Genomic DNA, 18,186 nt, shown 5'->3' with positions numbered 1-18,186 from the left:
GAATCAAGTAGCGAAGCGGATGATTTTATCCGATTGACTAATGAAAGAAAAACCGTCAGAAATGTCTGGCAGATTGAAAGGAGCAAGTAAACATTATGAATATCACTGATGTGCGTGTGAGGAAGGTGGCAAAAGAAGGAAAGATGAAGGCCGTTGTGTCTATTACCATAGATGATGAGTTTGTGGTACATGATATTAAGGTGATTGAGGGCGAAAAAGGTCTGTTTATTGCTATGCCAAGCCGAAAGGCAGCAGATGGAGAATACAGGGATATTGCCCATCCGATTAATTCCGGAACCCGTGACCGGATTCAGACTATCATTCTGAGCAAATATCAGGAAGCTATACTGGCTGAGCCGGAAGAGGAAGCTGTTGCTGCAGAGGAATAAATAAAAGAATAATTGCTTTGGAAAGACTGTTGTGAGGAGATGAAATATCAATCACAGCAGTCTTTTTATACGGAAAATATTACATATTTGTTACAAAAATTAAGAAAAAGTGTTGATTTTTTTACGGTTTATGTTATACTTACCTTCAGAAAAACTTGAAAGGTGATTTGTTTATGAAAAAAAAGATTATTTCATTGCTGTTGGCAGGGCTGTTTGTTCTTTCTAATATAACAGTTACATATGCCACAGAAGGTGAAATTGCAGATATGCAGGCACAGAAACAGCAGGCAGAGGCAGGACTTGCCCAGGCTCAGGCTGATATCAGTGCAATGGAAGGCAAGAAACAGGAGCTGGAGGATTATCTTTCAGATTTGAATGTGCAGTATGAGGAGCTTACCAATGTGATCTCTGATCTGAGCGTTCAGGCAGGTGAAAAAGAAAACCAGTTAAAAGATATTCAGAAGAAATTAAAGAAAGCCCAGAAAGCTTCTGATAAGCAGTATGAAGATATGAAGCTGCGTATTCAGTATATGTATGAAAATGGAGGAACTACAGCACTGCAGACATTGCTTTCTTCCAAAGATCTGGCAGAATTTCTCAATACTGCAGAGAGTGTTTCAAAGATTTCCCAGTATGACAGAAATATGCTTGAGAAATATGAGAATCTTCAGGAGACTATTAAGGAGCAGAAAACGGCAGCCCAGGAAGAGAAAACAGCCATTGACAGTCTTCTTGCGGAGCGTTCCGCTAAACAGCAGGAAGTGCAGGAGCTGGCTGCAAGCACCAGTGATAATATTTCTTCTTATATCGCACAGATCAGTGCCAGTCAGGAGGAGGCAGCAGCACTGACAGCTCAGATCAACAGTGCAGACAATAGTATTGCACAGCTGATCCAGCAGGCAGAGGCGGAAAAAGCAGCCCAGGAAAGAGCTGAGGCAGAAGCGGCAGCTGCGGAGGAAGCTTCCGGTGAGGAGGATACCACTGAAGAAGATGCTGCAGAAGATACAGTGGGTTATGAGGAAGATACCACAGAGGAAAACTATACAGAGGAGAACGATGAAAGCCAGGAATCCGGAGAGGATACTTCAGATGCAGAGGAGTCTTCAGAAAGCACAGAGGACAGCTCAGATGCTTCAGAGGATCAGTCTTCTTCAGAAAGTACGAATTCCGGACAGGGTAAGTATCTTGGGAATTTCACTCTGACAGCCTATTGTAATTGTGCGCAGTGCTGCGGTACAGCAGGTAATCTGACAGCCAGCGGAACTGTTCCCGCAGCGGGACGTACTGTTGCTATGGCAGGAGTTCCTTTTGGCACTCAGCTTCTGATCAATGGAAATGTGTATACAGTAGAGGATCTGGGAACTCCCTACGGACATGTAGATATCTTCTTTGATAATCATTCAGATGCTTTAAGCTTTGGACTTCAGTCTGCAGAGGTTTACCAGCTGAACTAAGGAGACGGATATCATGAGAATCTGCGGATTTAATAAAACAACTTTGCTGGATTATCCGGGAAAGGTAGCCAGTACCATATTTTTGGGAGGATGTAATTTTCGATGTCCCTTTTGCCAGAACAGTGTACTGGTGTTGCATCCGGAGGAACAGCCGGATTATGCCAGAGAGGATATCCTGGCTTTTCTGAAAAAACGGAAAGGGATTCTGGACGGAGTATGTATTTCGGGAGGAGAGCCCACATTGGCTGCAGACCTGGAAGAATTTCTGAGACAAATCAAAGATCTGGGATATCTGATCAAACTGGACACCAATGGTACCAGACCGGAGGTGGTAAAGCATCTGGCAGAATCAAAGCTCATTGATAAGGTTGCTGTTGATATTAAAGCCGGGCCGGATCATTATTCCAGATTAGCCGGGGTTTCAGCTCCGGCAATGGACAAAGTCAGAGAAACAGTGGATTTTTTGCTTCATGGACAATTAGATTATGAGTTTCGGACCACTGTGGTAAAAGAGCTTCATACTGAGGAGGACTTCCGGGAAATCGGACAGTGGCTCAGGGGCGCAAAGGAATATTATCTCCAGGCATATAAGGACTCTGACGGAGTCCTTAAGCCTGGATTTGAAAGTTATACCCTGGCGGAATTGCAGGCCTTTCAGAAGATTTTAAAAGAGACGATATCCTTAGTGGAAATCCGGGGGATAGACTGAGCGATACCAATATCCGCCTTTGGAATGAGGAAGCTGGATCTGACTGCTTTCCCGGAAATAAGAGAAGCCAAATATGCCTGCCATAAAGCTTTCCTGTTGATTGTAGCATCCGGGGACACCTAGGATATATTGTTCCTGGCAGGTAATGCCCAGCAGCAGATGCCCGAAATTATAAAATCCGTATTGTATGAAACGGTTATTCCGGAGGGAGTTATGCTGCGATGGAAAATGCCGCAGGTCGTTTAACTGGATTTTCCAGGCATTGGTAAGCCAGCCGTCTGTAAAGGGTACGAAAGAATCCTGAAGTGAATAGGGAAAGGATACAGTGGATTCCTGAGGAACAGCCCATTGGGAGGAAACCGTCTGTTCTGTGCTTTGCTGGGTCAGAACTACCGGGGACTCAGGTAGTTCTTCGGACTGTTCTTCAGACTGTTCTTCAGACTGTTCGGCTGTCGCAACGTTCGGTTCGGACTGATGATCAGTTTTTATTTCTCGGAAATCTTCTGGACGGATAGGCAGGTCATCCCATTGGGTGCCTAGAAAGCTTCCGGATTCTGTGAGGAAAAGCATTCCGTTTAACTGATCCAGAGATATTCCGGAAGCGTTCATGCTGGCAGAATCTGTTTCAATGAAACCCTCAATAGCATCTGGCCTGGTATTCAGGATTTCCAGAAGGATGCCATTCATCAGGCCATCCTTGCGGACAAAACCGTAAATTTTACACGGCAGGTCTGCCGGGAGTCCCGGGCAATGCAGATGCAGCTCTATTCTACATTGCTGTTCCCGCTCTTCGACTTTGATAAATCCGCAGTTGTTTTCTTTTTTTCCTTTCAGATATTCATATACATATGCAACAAAACGCCGATATCCGGACATGAAAAAACCTCCATGCTCATTGATTCAGTAATGTATATGTAATTCATGAGAAAATATTCGAAAAAAACAAAAAAATAAAAAACTTGAAAAAACTTGTTGACAAAAGAATAAAATGCTAATATAATAGTTTTTGCATTAGCGAAGCGTGGCTCAGTTTGGTAGAGCGCTGCGTTCGGGACGCAGAGGTCGTGGGTTCGAATCCCGTCGCTTCGACTGCATAGAAGAAAGCTTGAAGACATTATGTGTTCAGGCTTTTTTTGCGCTCGAAATCATTGACAAAACAGGGGGTGAGCAGGTGACGGAACAGGAAAAATTTATGAAAGAAGCCATACGTCAGGCAAAAAAGGCAGAGGCATTGGACGAAGTTCCCATTGGTTGTGTGATTGTTTATGAGGGGAAAATCATAGCCAGAGGATATAACAGGAGGAATACGGACAAGAATACTTTGTCTCATGCGGAATTGAATGCAATCCGCAAGGCCAGCAGAAAGCTGGGAGACTGGCGGCTGGAAGGATGTACTATGTATGTAACTCTGGAGCCCTGCCAAATGTGTTCAGGGGCCTTGGTGCAATCCAGGATCGACGAAGTGGTAATTGGTTGTATGAATGCCAAGGCGGGCTGTGCTGGTTCTGTGATGAATCTTTTGCAGATTGATGGATTTAACCATCAGGTAAAGATTACCCAGGGCGTTTTGCAGGAAGAGTGTTCAACTATGTTGTCTGATTTTTTCAAAAAACTCAGGGAACGGAAAAAAGCAGAAAAAGAAAGGAGCAGGAGAGAAAATGAAAAACAGTATTCATGATATGACATCGGGAAATCCGGTAAGCCTTATTATTAAATTTATGATTCCCATGTGTCTGGGTAATCTTTTTCAACAGTTTTACAATATTGCAGACTCCATTGTTGCCGGTAAATTTATTGGTGTAAATGCACTGGCTGCTATTGGAAGTACAGGCTCTTTGATGTTTTTTGTAACCGGCTGGCTGAATGGTCTGAGCAGCGGGTTTGCCATTATTGTGGCTCAGATGTTCGGGGCGAAAAAATATGACAGAATGCGTCATTATGTGGCAATGTCTGTTTATCTGATGGTTCTTTTTTCTTTGACAATGACTGTTGGTTTTGGAATTGCCAATAAGCCCATCCTTCGCCTGATGAATAGCCCGGATGAAGTATTTGGGGATGTAAGTGCATATATGAGGATTATTTATGCGGGCCTGCTTGTTACAGGAGCCTATAATACACTGGCTGCTTTTCTGCGGGCATTGGGGGATTCAAAATCTCCGCTGTATTTCCTGATCATTTCCGCAGTGATCAATATTATTCTGGATATTGTGTTTATAGTATATCTGGGAATGGGAGTAGAGGGCTGTGGATATGCGACAGTGATTGCCCAGGGGATATCCGCTGTTTGCTGCCTTATATATATTATTAAACGTTTTCCCCTTCTTCATTTGCAGAAGCCGGATTTTGAAATTGCATGGACAAGCTTTGGAAAGCTTATGAAACTGGGAGTTCCTATGGGACTGCAGTTTTCCATTACAGCAATTGGAACGATTATTGTGCAGGGTGCCATCAATATATATGGTCCGGTGTATATGGCTGGTTTTTCTGCTGCAGGTAAGATTCAGAACCTTTTTTGTACTGTATTTACTTCTTTTGGTGCGACGGTTGCCACTTATGTGGGACAGAATCGTGGTGCCGGAAAGATAGACAGGGTAAAACAAGGGGTAAAATGCACGCAGATTATGATTCTGGCCTGGAGTGTTATGGGAATGATCCTGTTGTTTTTCTTTGGCAGGTATCTGACTTATCTGTTTGTAGATCCGTCAGAGGAGGCTGTTGTGCAGGCTTCGGTTACTTACTTCAGAACAGTATTCTGGGCATATCCATTTCTTGGAAGTATTTTCCTGTACAGAAATACATTGCAGGGAATGGGATACGGCCTGGTACCTATGCTGGGTGGTGTGTTTGAACTGGTAGCCAGAGCCGGTATTGTAGTAGTTGTGGCAGGTCATGCTTCTTATGCAGGGGTATGCCTGGCGGATCCGGCAGCATGGCTGGCTGCTTTGATCCCTATAGTACCTTATTATTTTTATGTTATGAAAAAATATAAAAATGTACAGTCTGTAAAAGCTGTGGAGATGTAGAAAAAACAGCATCCGGAATTCTGAATGCAAAATTCCGGATGCTGTTTTTATATAAAGATGATTATATTCTTTTTTTGCGCGCCGCACCTCGGAATGGTCTCACAGACGTTACCTCTACAGTTAACTCAGTCCAGGCACCCTCACGGCACACAAGAGCTTCTGCTTAGTGCTGCTGCATTCCTGCCCTGACACGGTTCACAGATTCCTGTTGCGTAAGACCCAAACGTCAACGCCACTTATAGAGGGCAGCTCCACAAGATACAAGCCTCAGATTGGCATCACCCCTGCTGTAGCGGATTGCAGGTACAGGGCACCGCTATCTCCCCGGCTGCGCGGAATTTATTATATAGTCTGGAGAACATTTTGTCAATACATTCAGGGCAAGTTACAGAAAATTCTGGAACGCTATTGTGTGAAAAAGGGAAATATTATATAATATTGAAAGTACATGCGGTCTACTGTTTCTGTGATCATACAGGAATTTAACCGAATCAGCTGCAAAGCAGTTATTGGGTTATGGGCAAGTAGCAAACAGGATGATTTTATCCACTTGACCAGTAGGGATGCAAGAAATGGAGGATACTATCATGATTAAAAGAATTGGTATGCTTACCAGCGGTGGCGACTGCCAGGCTTTAAATGCAACTATGCGAGGCGTTGTTAAGGGATTGTCCAATAGTGTGGATGAACTGGAAGTCTATGGATTTGATGATGGATATAAGGGACTGATCTATGGAAAGTACCGTATGCTTACATCAAAAGATTTTTCCGGCATACTGACTCAGGGAGGTACTATTCTGGGTACTTCCAGACAGCCGTTTAAGATGATGCGTGTTCCGGATGAAAAGGGGCTGGATAAAGTTGAGGCTATGAAGCAGACGTATTATAAGCTTTGCCTTGATTGCCTGGTTATCCTGGGAGGTAATGGTACGCAGAAGACAGCCAATCTTCTTCGTGAGGAGGGGCTGAATATTATTCATCTTCCGAAGACCATCGATAATGACATTTATGGCACAGATATGACCTTTGGTTTCCAGAGTGCAGTTAACATTGCGACCAATGCCATTGACTGTATCCATACCACAGCTTCTTCTCATGGCCGTGTGTTTATTGTAGAGATCATGGGACATAAGGTTGGAAGCCTTACTCTTCATGCAGGTGTGGCCGGTGGTGCAGATATCATTCTGATCCCTGAGATTCCTTATGATATCAAGAAGGTTACCGAAGCAATCCAGAAACGTGCGAAAGCAGGCAAGCGTTTTACTATTCTTGCAGTTGCTGAGGGTGCGATTTCCAAAGAAGATGCAGAACTTCCGAAAAAGAAATACAAAGAAAAACTGGAAGCAAGAGCAAAGAAATACCCATCTGTATCCTATGAAATCGCAGATCAGATTTTCCAGGAGATTGGAAGCGAAGTGCGTGTTACTGTTCCGGGACATACACAGCGAGGCGGAGAGCCCTGCCCTTATGACCGTGTTCTTTCCACCAGAATCGGTGCAGGAGCAGCCCAGGCTATTGTGGATGGAGCTTACGGTGTGATGATCGGTGTGGTTAACGGCAAGATCAAACGTATTCCGTTGGAGGAATGTGCAGGCAAGCTGAAAATGGTTTCTCCGAAAGATCAGCTGGTACTTGCTGCCAAGCAGATCGGTATCAGCTTTGGAGACTGATTCTGACTGTATGGTTTATCAGAAATGTTATAGAACAGGAGTGAATTCATGAGTTATACTGCCCTTTACAGGAAATTCAGACCAGATAATTTTTCGGATGTTAAGGGTCAGGATCATATAGTAACTACCCTGACAAACCAGATTAAACATAACCGTATTGGTCATGCCTATCTGTTCTGCGGGACCAGAGGTACAGGTAAAACCACAGTAGCTAAGATCCTGGCAAAGGCAGTGAACTGTGAGCATCCTGTGGATGGAAGTCCCTGCAACCAGTGCGCTATGTGCAAGGCAATCCAGGCGGGAACTGCCATGAATGTGATAGAGATCGATGCTGCCTCCAATAATGGTGTGGATAATATCCGTGAGATCAGGGAGGAGGTATCCTACCGTCCCACAGAGGGAAAATATAAAGTCTACATCATTGATGAGGTTCATATGCTTTCCACAGGAGCGTTCAACGCTCTGCTGAAAACACTGGAGGAGCCGCCCTCTTATGTGATCTTTATTCTGGCAACAACAGAGGCGCACAAGATTCCTATTACGATCCTGTCCAGGTGTCAGCGATATGATTTTCACAGGATTACCATAGATACCATTGCATCCAGATTGGAAGAACTTCTGAATATTGAGGGAGTAGAGGCAGAAGAGAAGGCAGTCCGGTATGTTGCCAAGGCCGGAGATGGCTCTATGCGAGATGCTCTCAGTCTGTTGGATCAGTGTATTGCCTTTTATCTGGGACAGACTCTGACCTATGATAAGGTTCTGGAAGTCCTGGGAGCCGTGGACACAGAGGTATTCAGCAAACTCCTTCGGCGAGTGATCCAGGGGGATGTGACCGGCTCTATCCATATTCTGGAGGAGCTGATTGTAGGCGGCAGAGAATTAGGACAGTTTGTAGGGGATTTTACATGGTATATGCGAAATCTGCTTCTTGTAAAAACTTCCGAGGAACCAGAGGAGGCTATAGATGTTTCTTCTGAAAATATGAAGCTTCTGAAAGAAGAGAGTACAATGCTGGATGTGGAAACACTGATGCGTTATATCCGTATTTTTTCAGATCTGTCAAACCAGATCCGTTATGCTGCCCAGAAAAGAGTTCTGGTGGAGATTGCCCTGATCAAGCTATGTCGTCCTGCAATGGAGACAAACCTTGATTCGGTGCTTGATCGCCTGAGAGTATTGGAACAGCGTATGGATGAGAGACCGGTACAGCAGGTGATCGTTCAGAGCAGTGGGGAAAAAAGATCAGATATAGCAGAAGCGATCCCTGAAAACCATCAGGCTGCACCTGCTAAGGCAGCTCCGGAGGATCTGCAGAAAATCGTAGCCGGATGGAGAACAATTGTGGGACAGACTACAGGAATGTTTAAGCAGATGCTGCAGAAATCTGTGCCGAAGTACAACGGAGAGACAGGAGAATCTGTTCTGTATGTAGAGTTTCAGGATTTTCTGGGACAGACTTATGTGGATAATCCGGAAGCAGTGAAAGAATTGCAGGATATTATTGCAGCACAGACAGGAAAATCCGTAGAGATCCAGATGCTGGTGGCCAATAAGCATCAGCATACTAACCTGGCACAGGTAAGCGTAGATCAGGCGATTCGCGAGAATATCCATATGGATATAGTTACAGAAGAGGATCCTGATGAATTAGAATAAAAATGAAAGTGAATGAAATTGAGGAGGATACCGCCATGGCAAAACGTGGAGGATTTTCGGGCATGGGTATGCCGGGAAATATGAATAATTTAATGAAGCAGGCGCAGAAAATGCAGCGCCAGATGGAAGAGAACCAGAAAGCGCTGGAAGAAAAGGAATTTACAGCTGCTGCAGGCGGCGGAGCTGTAGAAGTGACTATTTCCGGTAAAAGAGAAGTGATAAAGGTAAAACTGCAGGAAGAGGTTGTAGATCCTGACGATATTGAAATGCTGGAGGATCTGATCGTGGCAGCGACCAATGAAGCTCTTCGCAAGGTGGAAGAGGAATCCACAGCAGTGATGTCCAAACTTACAGGAGGACTGGGCGGACTTGGAGGAGGTCTTCCATTCTGATGGAATATTACAGCAGTCATATCAACAGGCTGATCGAGCAGCTTTCTCATTTGCCGGGAATTGGAGCGAAATCAGCCCAACGGCTGGCTTTTCATATTATGAATATGCCCAGAGATCAGGTTGAACAGCTTACTGCATCCATTGTAAATGCCAGAGAGAATGTGCAGTATTGTAAATGCTGTTATACGCTGACAGATAAAGAAATTTGTCCTATTTGTGCAAATCCCAAACGTGATCACTCTGTGATCATGGTTGTGGAGAATACCAGAGACCTGGCAGCTTATGAGAAAACGGGGAAGTTTGAAGGCGTTTACCATGTGCTTCACGGAGCTATTTCTCCTATGCTGGGAATAGGGCCGGATGATATCAAGCTCAAGGAACTGATGCAGCGCCTTACCAGAGATGAGGTCAAAGAGGTGATCATTGCCACGAACTCCAGCCTGGAAGGTGAAACCACAGCTATGTACATCAGTAAACTGATTAAACCTACCGGAATCAGAGTGAGCCGGATTGCCAGTGGAGTACCTGTAGGCGGAGACCTGGAGTATATTGATGAAGTGACGTTGCTTCGTGCCCTGGAAGGAAGAGTGGAACTTTGATGCAAAGGAGGGAGCCCTTTGGCAAAGAAAAAAGCAACATCTTCTGATGTGGCTAAAAAGGCTGGTGTGTCTCAGGCTACGGTATCTATGGTACTGAATAAAAAGTATAATGTTTCTTTTTCCAGGGAAACCGTAGAGAAAGTGGAGATGGCAGCCAGAGAATTGGGATATCAGCTTCCTGGCCGCAGAAACAAAAAAGAAAGTAAAAAGGACAGGCTGATCGTTGTATTTTGCCCTACCATTACCAATCCTTATTATGTATTGCTGTTACAGGGGATTGAGACAGTGGCGGATAAACAGGGGTATGGAGTTTTTATCTGTAATACCCAGAGAGACCCCAGGCTGGAGGAAAAATATCTGCGGATGATGCAGACACTGCAGCCTCAGGGAATTATCTACAGCTGCAATCCAAATCCGGATTTTCAGTTGCAGGTAGAGGAAATGGCACAGACAATTCCCCTTGTTATTATCAGTAACAAAGAGAAAACTACTACTGTAGATGCCATTAATCAGGATAATACCGTAGTGGGCAGACTTATGGCAAGACATTTGCTGGATCTGGGACACAGGGATGTGGCATTTATTACACCGCCACTGACAAAGAGACAATGGCAGAGAACCAAACGGGTGAATGGCTTTGTAAAAGAATATGAAAAAGAGGGGCTGAAGGATCATGTGATCATTAAGGCAGCAGATGAGTCCATAGATTCGCAGATCCCCAGAATGGATTCTGAATATTCTATGGGCTATGAGCTTACCATGGAACTTTTGCAGGAGGGGCGCCAGTTTACTGCTATTGCAGGACAGAATGATATGATGGCCATCGGTGCACTGGATGCACTGCATGAGGCAAAGGTGCATGTTCCCAGAGATGTGTCGGTGATTGGATGTGACAATATTTTTTATTCCGGGATCCGCAGGATCTCATTGACTACCATTGATCATTTTGTAGCACTTAAGGGACAGGATGCCTGCGATATCATAATCCGCAAAATTGATGCGAAGGAGCAGTTTCTTACAGACACAGCTCCTATCAGCCTGTATAATATTGAGTATACTCCTAAACTAATGGCAAGACGCACTACAGGTTATGCTCATGTCAGAAATAACCCTTTGGAAAAAAATAATTAAATATGTTTTCAAAAAATTATTATTAATAATGTAAAGGGCTGGTGTAAGAACTGATAAAAACTATTTCAAACAGCTGCGCAGAATATCCCAGTCTGACATATAGAATTATCAGTTGAACAGAAATAATGCATAGGAACAGGTAGAAATTATTATTTATAAAAACATACATTATTAATACAAAAATTATTAATAAAATTTTATGGGGATTGACCTTTTCCGGAAGCTTGTTATAATGAAGTTATCAACAGAGAAATTCTGGATATCAACGTAATCAAGCAAAAAAACAGGAGGGTTTTTAAGATGAAATTTTTTATTGACACAGCAAAAGTAGAGGATATTAAAGCAGCTAATGATATGGGTGTGATCTGTGGCGTTACTACAAATCCATCTCTGATCGCAAAAGAAGGAAGAGATTTCAAAGAAGTAATTAAAGAGATTACATCTATTGTGGACGGACCGATCAGCGGTGAAGTAAAAGCTACAACAACAGACGCTGAAGGTATGATCAAAGAAGGACGTGCTATTGCAGCAATCCATCCGAACATGGTAGTTAAGATCCCTATGACAGTAGAAGGCCTGAAAGCAGTTAAAGTTCTTCATTCAGAAGGAATCAAAACAAACGTTACTCTGATCTTTTCAGCTAACCAGGCACTTCTGGCAGCAAGAGCAGGCGCTACCTATGTATCTCCGTTCCTTGGAAGACTTGATGACATTTCTACAAGAGGTGTAGATCTGATCCGTGAGATCGCTGAGATCTTCGAAGTAGCAGGAATTGAGACAGAAATCATCGCTGCAAGCGTAAGAAATCCAATCCATGTAACAGACTGCGCACTTGCAGGTGCTGACATTGCAACTGTTCCATACAATGTAATTGTCCAGATGACAAAACATCCTCTGACAGATGCTGGTATTGTGAAATTCCAGAACGACTATAAAGCCGTATTTGGTGAATAAGGAGAATTTATAATAATGGAAAAATTAGAACTTCAGAAAATTGCAAACGAAGTCCGCAAGGATATCGTTACAGCAGTACATGCTGCAAAAGCAGGACATCCGGGCGGATCTCTGTCTGCAGCAGATGTATTCACATACTTATATTTTGAAGAAATGAACATTGATCCTAAGGATCCTAAGAAAGCTGACCGTGACCGTTTTGTACTTTCCAAAGGCCACACAGCACCAGGATACTATTCTGCACTTGCAGAAAGAGGATTTTTCCCAAAAGAAGACCTGAAGACTCTTCGCCATCTGGGATCTTATTTACAGGGACATCCGGATATGAAGCATATCCCGGGTGTTGATATGTCCAGTGGTTCTCTTGGACAGGGAATTTCTGCAGCAGTAGGTATGGCACTTTCTGCTAAATTAAGCAACGAAAGCTATCGTGTATACACCTTATTAGGTGACGGTGAGATCCAGGAAGGCCAGGTATGGGAAGCTGCTATGTTCGCAGGCCACAGAAAACTGGACAACCTTGTAGTGATCGTAGATAACAATGGACTTCAGATCGATGGTAAGATTGACGATGTATGTTCTCCATACCCGATCGATAAGAAATTTGAAGCATTTAACTTCCATGTGATCAACGTTGCAGACGGAAATGATATGGATCAGTTAAAGGCAGCTTTTGATGAAGCTAAGGCTACCAAAGGAATGCCTACAGCAATCATTATGAAAACTGTTAAAGGAAAAGGCGTTTCCTTCATGGAAAACCAGGCCGGATGGCATGGCAAAGCTCCAAATGATGAGCAGTATGCACAGGCAATGGCAGACTTAGAAAAGGTAGGTGAAGCATTATGTCAGAAGTAAAGAAAATCGCAACAAGAGCAAGCTACGGTGCTGCACTGGTTGAATTAGGTAAGAAACATGAGAACCTGGTTGTTCTGGACGCTGACCTTGCTGCAGCTACTCAGACAGGTATGTTCAAAAAAGAATTCCCGGAACGTCATATTGACTGCGGTATTGCTGAGTGCAATATGATGGGTATTGCTGCTGGTCTGGCTACAACAGGAAAAGTTCCTTTTGCCAGCACATTTGCAATGTTCGCAGCAGGACGTGCTTTTGAGCAGGTTCGTAATTCTATTGCTTATCCGAAGATCAATGTAAAGATCGGTGCTACTCACGGTGGAATCTCTGTAGGTGAAGATGGTGCTACCCATCAGTGCTGTGAGGATTTTGCTCTTATGAGAGTAATTCCTGGAATGGTTGTTGCCTGCCCTTCTGATGATATTGAAGCAAAAGCTATGGTAGAAGCAGCTTATGAGCATGTTGGACCTGTATATATGAGATTTGGACGTCTGGCAGCTCCTGTTATCAATGACAGACCAGATTATAAATTTGAATTAGGTAAAGGTATTGTTCTTCGTGAGGGAAAAGACCTTACCATTATTGCAAACGGTCTTTGTGTAGCTCCTGCCCTTGAAGCAGCAGAGAAGCTTGCAGCAGACGGTGTAGATGCAAAAGTGATCAACATCCACACAATCAAACCTCTGGATGAGGAACTTGTAGTTGCAGCTGCCAAAGAAACAGGTAAAGTTGTGACTGTAGAAGAACATTCTGTAATCGGTGGACTTGGCGGAGCTGTATGCGAATGCCTGTCTGAAAAAGCACCTGTGCCTGTAAAGCGTATCGGTGTAAATGATGTATTCGGAGAATCCGGCCCAGCAACAGCTCTTCTTGAGAAATATGGCCTGGATGCAGAAGGCATCTACAAACAGATCAAAGAATTTGTATAATTTAAGATTCCCTGTGTAATGGTATCTGCCAGTGAGATCACTGTAGATAGCCGGGTTGTCTGAAGCGTCAGTTGCTCTAGCATACCTGCAATGTTTACGATTCCTGTGATATGGATATCACCTACAGGAGGAAGTTCTTTTTGGACTCCGGCACCTGGGTAAAGTGCACCATCTGCGATGGTCACGTATCCCAGGTGCTTTTTTTGGCCCAGAGAGGCATCAATGGCAATGACAAGGCCCTGGGGATGATGGGTATGGATAAAGTCGGATGCCTTTTCCAGGTTCAGAGCATGCACAGGATGACACAGAGTTCCGTAGACATAAACTCCGTGTATTTCCTTCTGGCTCAGTTGATGACCAATATAAGGGCCCAGACAGTCGCCGGTTACACGGTCACTGCCGATACAGAGAAAGATCAGTTCAGACCATGGACCCGGATGATGGAGAATGCATTTTCTTAGAAGAAAGGCAATTTCGCTAGAGGATTCTTTTTCTTGTGAGTTTACATAAAACACCATAAAAATTCTCCTGTTTACTTGGGCTTTATTATTGTTTTTGACTTATATGTCTGTGAACAGAGAAATCAAGAAAGTCTCTGTCTGATTTATCATATCCTTAATGAATGCTATTTATGCATGATGCAAAATCTGTCGGTAAGTTTTTGGAGATTGCTCTTACAATCTGATAAAATCCGCAGTTTTTGTATGCTATTCTGATAGCCGAAGGGGTGATTTGGAAATGATAGAAGTAATTTATAAGGAGGAAAATCCAGATATACAAGAGGGGGAGGAGGGATTTTGCCTGCCCAGAAATATAAGGCAGATAGGAGTGGCAGGAGAAAAATACAAAATCTATATGGAGGATTATGTATATACATTTCTGATAAGGCTGGCCAGGACAGAAGAAAACCAGGAGGTACAGAAGGGAAGGGTTGCTGTACTTACAGGAGAAATAAAATGGAAGACAGGAACAGCATATCTGTTTATCAGAGGAGCTGTTATGGCAGAAGATATGGAAGCTGCTGTGGATCATGTGGACTTTTCGGTGCAGGTCTGGAAACAGATTCACGAAGACCAAAAGAAATATTTTGAAGATCAGGAGATTGTTGGCTGGTTCTTTTCTCAGCCACGGATATCTATGGAGGCAACAGAGCTTCTGGAAAAAGTACATCTGAAGCATTTCGGAGGAGAAAAAGTATTGATGCTTATGGAACCTCAGGAAAGTGAAGATGCTTTTTTTCGTTATGAGAACAATACCATGATACGATTGGAAGGTTATTATCTGTATTATGAGAAAAATACCTGTATGCAAAATTATATGGTGGAGAAAAACGAGAAGCTTCAGTCGGATCTGACAGAAAAATATGAAGATAAGGCTGTGAAGGATTTCAGAAAGATCATTACGGAAAAAACAAAGGAGGAAAAAGAAAAAAATACAGTTTCGGTTTTTTCCTATGCAGTGCCTGTGTGTCTGGCAATTGCTGTGCTGACGGTGGGAATGAATTTTTACAGGAATTTTCAGAATCCGGGATATCCTAAGGAGCAAAGTAAAACTGCGTCCTCTGTAATTATAGAAGAAATTACGCCATCACCAACCCCGAAGATAGAAAAGAAATCAGCAGATAACGAGAGGATAAAAAAGAAAACCATAGAGAGTAAGGGAAATGAAAAAAAGAAAGTTTCTGTACAACAGACTCCCAAACCAGCTAATCAGACAGGAGAAATCGATCAGTCTGATAAAACAGAGCAGATTTACAGAGAAGAGGCAGATACGAGAAAAGCACAGAAAAGAATGCGGGAGGAGCTGCAAAAGGAAAATGAAACAGCTGCTTCAGAATCTGTCCATGAATCTTATGTGATACAGCCGGGAGATACTCTTTTTCAGATCAGTCTGGAACGTTATGGTGATGCAAAGGAAATAAGCCGGATTTGTGCTTTGAATGGTATAAAAGAAGATGAAATCATTTATCCGGGACAAGTAATTGTATTACCTTAGATATATGTGTTATAATAAATTCTGGATTGTGGCAGCTGCAGATTGCAGAATGATCAATGATGATAGGTAAATGCGGAGTATGTCCGTTCGACTAAAATACTGCAAGGTAAGGATAAAAATGACAAATACAATAAAAAAAATGATGAGAAAACATAAAAAGAAAAAACTGGCTGCCGAAAAAGCAAGGCTTGCCAGAGAACAGGGAAGCACAGGTCGGGAGCATGGTGAAAATTCGCATAACGGACACAAAAGAAGTATTGTGAAAAAAACTGTGCTCATAGCAACGGTGATCGTGGCGGCTGTGACAGCTGTGACCATTTATGTGGAGAAACGAAGTTACCATAATTATAAGATAGTTAAATCCAGTGAACAGGAGGATGTGGTATCTACCAGCTATGTGGAAATGGATGGAGATATTTTGCGGTATAGTCCGGACGGAGTATCTCTGGTTTCAGATAGTATGGATACAATCTGGAGTGAAACATATCAGATGCAGAACCCTGTGGCTGATGTGAAAGGAAATCGTGCAGTAATAGCAGATAAAGATGGGACTACCCTGGAGATTTACGATAAATCCGGCAAAACGGGGAGCGTTACTACGTCCTACAGTATTATAAAAGCCAGAGTATCCCAAAGCGGTCTGGTTGCTGCGATTCTGGATGGAGGCGATGACACCTGGATTGATTTCTATAGTACAGACGGAAGCCTGATCGCAGAAAACCAGACAAAAGTAGATGATCCTGGTTATCCGCTGGATGTTGCCATTTCAGATGATGGGGTTATCATGATGGTTACTTACCAGTTTGTGGATGGGAATGATACGACCAGCTATGTGGCTTTTTATAATTTTGGGGATGTAGGACAGAATGAAGATGACCGTATTGTCAGTGGCTATAAATATGAAGGTGTGGTGATTCCCCAGATCCAATATCTGGAAAAGGGGCGCGCTGTAGCGCTTAAAGATAATGGATTTACTCTTTACCAGGGAAGCCAGATTCCCAAAGAAGGTAAAACGGTGGAAGTGGAAAAGGAAATTGTCAGCACCTTTTTCGATGATGATATGATAGGGCTTGTATTTAAGAATGACAATAAGGATAAGCAGTATACGATGGAAGTGTATTCTACAGATGGTAATCTGAAATTCAAACAGAATTTTAATATTCCGTATACTACAATTAAACTGAGCGGTGGGAATATTCTGATGTATAACAGTTCACAGATATGTGTAATGAACAGCAGAGGAGTTCAGAAATACATGGGATCAGTAGACGGCACCATTAAGGATTTCTTTAAGATTGGGTGGAACAGATATCTGCTCGTTCTGGACAGTGGTGTAGATGTGATCAAGCTGGGATAGGAGGAATAATATGAATATAACCTGGCCCGGTATTATTGCAATTGCAATTTTGATTCTGTCTTGTCTGCACGGCTACAGACGCGGATTGATCCGTGAAGTAGTTTCACTGATATGCGTAGTCCTGTCTATTGTTCTGGTATGGTTTATTAATCCATATGTGAACAGCTATATCCGCGAAAACACATCTATATATGAAACTATACAGCAAAACTGCAGCAAATTTGCAGAAGAAAAGGGGATAAAAGCTCAGACTGTGACAGAAGAAAGCCAGGAGAACTCCATATCTGATCTGGATTTTCCGGATCTGTTGTCCGGCGGGCTGACAGAGAATAATAATTCATCAGTTTATCAATATCTTTCGGTGAATACATTTTCAGATTATGTTGTTGGATACCTGGCACAAATTGTAGTAAATGGAATTTCCTTTTTGATCTCGTTTATACTGGCAACTTTGTTCATAAGATGTATTACCTGGGCTACAAATCTGATCGCCGGGCTTCCTGTAATCTGTGGGGTAAATAAAATTGCAGGGGGATTGCTGGGAGGCGTGAAATTTGTAATTATGGTCTGGATTTTGTTTTTAGTAGTTACCGTTTTGTGCAATACGAAACTGGGAGATACAGCCCTGAAGCTTATCATGCAGGATCCTTTGTTAAATTATTTGTATGATAAAGACGTTCTGATTAAAATCTTTATGAATATATTTTATGCAAAATAAATAAATGAAAAATAAATGTAAATAAATGTAAAAATGTGCTTGACGCAGACGAAAAACAATGGTATGATAAATCCGCTTCTGAATGAGGCGGATTTCTATTTTCTCAGAAACAAAATTGAAACTAAAAAAAGTTAAAAAAATTGTTGACAGAGATAAATGGATGTGATATTATATCAGAGTTGCTGGTACGAACTGTTGAAAAAGAACTTGAAAAAATAAATAAAAAAGTTCTTGACAATATAAAAATCAGCTGATATAATAAAAAAGCTGTCGCAAGACAGACAACCTTGATAACTAAACAGTGAAACACATACGATTCTCGAAAATTCTTTACACATGAGCATCGAAAGATGCG

Annotated in this window: 18 protein-coding genes, 1 tRNA gene and 1 other RNA gene; 17 read left to right on the top strand and 3 right to left on the bottom strand. The window is 42.7% G+C overall.

Translation table 11 applies throughout. From position 1 onward, the window contains the following. The first annotated feature begins 95 nt into the window (after positions 1 to 95). The 3 genes from spoVG (at position 96) to ACTNDS_RS15630 (ending at position 2,552) form a co-directional block, all read left to right on the top strand. Entirely contained in the window at positions 96 to 389 is a 294-nt protein-coding gene (gene spoVG, locus ACTNDS_RS15640; RefSeq protein WP_019160558.1) for a septation regulator SpoVG, read from the top strand. Between the two features lie 173 nt (positions 390 to 562). Continuing rightward, on the top strand, positions 563 to 1,843 hold the full coding sequence (locus ACTNDS_RS15635) for a PcsB-like coiled-coil domain-containing protein (protein WP_441036723.1): 1,281 nt from the start codon (positions 563 to 565) through the stop codon (positions 1,841 to 1,843). 13 nt (positions 1,844 to 1,856) lie between these two features. Then, positions 1,857 to 2,552 (top strand): anaerobic ribonucleoside-triphosphate reductase activating protein, encoded by a 696-nt coding sequence (locus ACTNDS_RS15630; RefSeq protein WP_173742622.1) that lies wholly within the window; start codon positions 1,857 to 1,859, stop codon positions 2,550 to 2,552. Here the strand turns inward: ACTNDS_RS15630 and ACTNDS_RS15625 are convergent. Continuing rightward, positions 2,526 to 3,428: a DUF6128 domain-containing protein gene (locus tag ACTNDS_RS15625; protein ID WP_441036722.1), complete on the bottom strand. Its 903-nt coding sequence runs from the start codon at positions 3,426 to 3,428 to the stop codon at positions 2,526 to 2,528. The two genes, ACTNDS_RS15630 and ACTNDS_RS15625, sit on opposite strands and share 27 nt — an antisense overlap. 139 nt (positions 3,429 to 3,567) lie before the next feature. Here ACTNDS_RS15625 and ACTNDS_RS15620 point away from each other — a divergent pair. The 3 genes from ACTNDS_RS15620 (at position 3,568) to ACTNDS_RS15610 (ending at position 5,575) form a co-directional block, all read left to right on the top strand. Next, positions 3,568 to 3,641 (top strand) — tRNA-Pro (locus ACTNDS_RS15620). Between the two features lie 82 nt (positions 3,642 to 3,723). Further along, a complete protein-coding gene (gene tadA, locus ACTNDS_RS15615; RefSeq protein WP_441036721.1) occupies positions 3,724 to 4,230 on the top strand; it encodes a tRNA adenosine(34) deaminase TadA in 507 nt (168 codons plus the stop codon). Further along, positions 4,211 to 5,575 (top strand): MATE family efflux transporter, encoded by a 1,365-nt coding sequence (locus ACTNDS_RS15610; RefSeq protein WP_441036720.1) that lies wholly within the window; start codon positions 4,211 to 4,213, stop codon positions 5,573 to 5,575. The genes tadA and ACTNDS_RS15610 overlap by 20 nt, the downstream gene beginning before the upstream one ends. A gap of 81 nt (positions 5,576 to 5,656) precedes the next feature. Here ACTNDS_RS15610 and ffs read toward each other — a convergent pair. Further along, an RNA gene (gene ffs, locus ACTNDS_RS15605) (signal recognition particle sRNA large type) lies at positions 5,657 to 5,911 on the bottom strand. Positions 5,912 to 6,162: 251 nt separating this feature from the next. On the opposite strand from ffs, the gene ACTNDS_RS15600 reads away from it, so the two are divergent. From ACTNDS_RS15600 to ACTNDS_RS15565, 8 genes are all read left to right on the top strand, one after another. Then, positions 6,163 to 7,245 carry a 6-phosphofructokinase gene (locus ACTNDS_RS15600; protein WP_441036719.1) on the top strand — a complete coding sequence of 361 codons (1,083 nt, stop codon included), beginning with the start codon at positions 6,163 to 6,165 and terminating at the stop codon, positions 7,243 to 7,245. Between the two features lie 48 nt (positions 7,246 to 7,293). Next, complete coding sequence (gene dnaX / locus ACTNDS_RS15595; RefSeq protein ID WP_441036718.1) at positions 7,294 to 8,904, top strand: DNA polymerase III subunit gamma/tau; 1,611 nt, start codon at positions 7,294 to 7,296, stop codon at positions 8,902 to 8,904. Positions 8,905 to 8,939: 35 nt separating this feature from the next. Further along, positions 8,940 to 9,296, top strand: coding sequence for a YbaB/EbfC family nucleoid-associated protein (locus ACTNDS_RS15590; RefSeq protein ID WP_441036717.1), 357 nt, complete (start codon positions 8,940 to 8,942; stop codon positions 9,294 to 9,296). Beyond that, the gene (gene recR / locus ACTNDS_RS15585) at positions 9,296 to 9,895 is read left to right on the top strand and encodes a recombination mediator RecR (protein WP_173742617.1); all 600 of its coding nucleotides are present in this window, start codon (positions 9,296 to 9,298) and stop codon (positions 9,893 to 9,895) included. The genes ACTNDS_RS15590 and recR overlap by 1 nt, the downstream gene beginning before the upstream one ends. 18 nt (positions 9,896 to 9,913) lie before the next feature. Then, positions 9,914 to 11,026: a LacI family DNA-binding transcriptional regulator gene (locus tag ACTNDS_RS15580; protein ID WP_173742616.1), complete on the top strand. Its 1,113-nt coding sequence runs from the start codon at positions 9,914 to 9,916 to the stop codon at positions 11,024 to 11,026. A 300-nt stretch (positions 11,027 to 11,326) separates the two neighbouring features. Beyond that, a complete protein-coding gene (fsa, locus tag ACTNDS_RS15575) occupies positions 11,327 to 11,980 on the top strand; it encodes a fructose-6-phosphate aldolase (protein WP_019160569.1) in 654 nt (217 codons plus the stop codon). Positions 11,981 to 11,995: 15 nt separating this feature from the next. After that, positions 11,996 to 12,835: a transketolase gene (locus ACTNDS_RS15570; protein WP_019160570.1), complete on the top strand. Its 840-nt coding sequence runs from the start codon at positions 11,996 to 11,998 to the stop codon at positions 12,833 to 12,835. After that, entirely contained in the window at positions 12,823 to 13,761 is a 939-nt protein-coding gene (locus ACTNDS_RS15565) for a transketolase family protein (protein ID WP_019160571.1), read from the top strand. Before ACTNDS_RS15570 ends, ACTNDS_RS15565 begins: the two co-directional genes overlap by 13 nt. Here ACTNDS_RS15565 and yyaC read toward each other — a convergent pair. Continuing rightward, positions 13,734 to 14,279 carry a spore protease YyaC gene (yyaC, locus tag ACTNDS_RS15560; protein ID WP_173742615.1) on the bottom strand — a complete coding sequence of 182 codons (546 nt, stop codon included), beginning with the start codon at positions 14,277 to 14,279 and terminating at the stop codon, positions 13,734 to 13,736. The two genes, ACTNDS_RS15565 and yyaC, sit on opposite strands and share 28 nt — an antisense overlap. 220 nt (positions 14,280 to 14,499) lie before the next feature. Here yyaC and ACTNDS_RS15555 point away from each other — a divergent pair, with 220 nt between their 5' ends. The 3 genes from ACTNDS_RS15555 (at position 14,500) to ACTNDS_RS15545 (ending at position 17,831) form a co-directional block, all read left to right on the top strand. Beyond that, a complete protein-coding gene (locus ACTNDS_RS15555; RefSeq protein ID WP_441036716.1) occupies positions 14,500 to 15,756 on the top strand; it encodes a LysM peptidoglycan-binding domain-containing protein in 1,257 nt (418 codons plus the stop codon). Between the two features lie 118 nt (positions 15,757 to 15,874). Beyond that, on the top strand, positions 15,875 to 17,113 hold the full coding sequence (locus ACTNDS_RS15550; RefSeq protein ID WP_441036715.1) for a DUF5711 family protein: 1,239 nt from the start codon (positions 15,875 to 15,877) through the stop codon (positions 17,111 to 17,113). Between the two features lie 10 nt (positions 17,114 to 17,123). Next, positions 17,124 to 17,831 carry a CvpA family protein gene (locus tag ACTNDS_RS15545; RefSeq protein WP_441036714.1) on the top strand — a complete coding sequence of 236 codons (708 nt, stop codon included), beginning with the start codon at positions 17,124 to 17,126 and terminating at the stop codon, positions 17,829 to 17,831. Positions 17,832 to 18,186 lie beyond the last annotated feature (355 nt).

Origin of the sequence: Blautia sp. HCP3S3_C12, assembly GCF_052064155.1 — a bacterium.
In the GTDB taxonomy this organism is placed as follows: Bacteria; Bacillota; Clostridia; order Lachnospirales; family Lachnospiraceae; genus Blautia_A.
The sequence above is the reverse complement of the archived record's forward strand: the minus strand, read 5'-3'. Positions and strand labels throughout refer to the sequence as shown.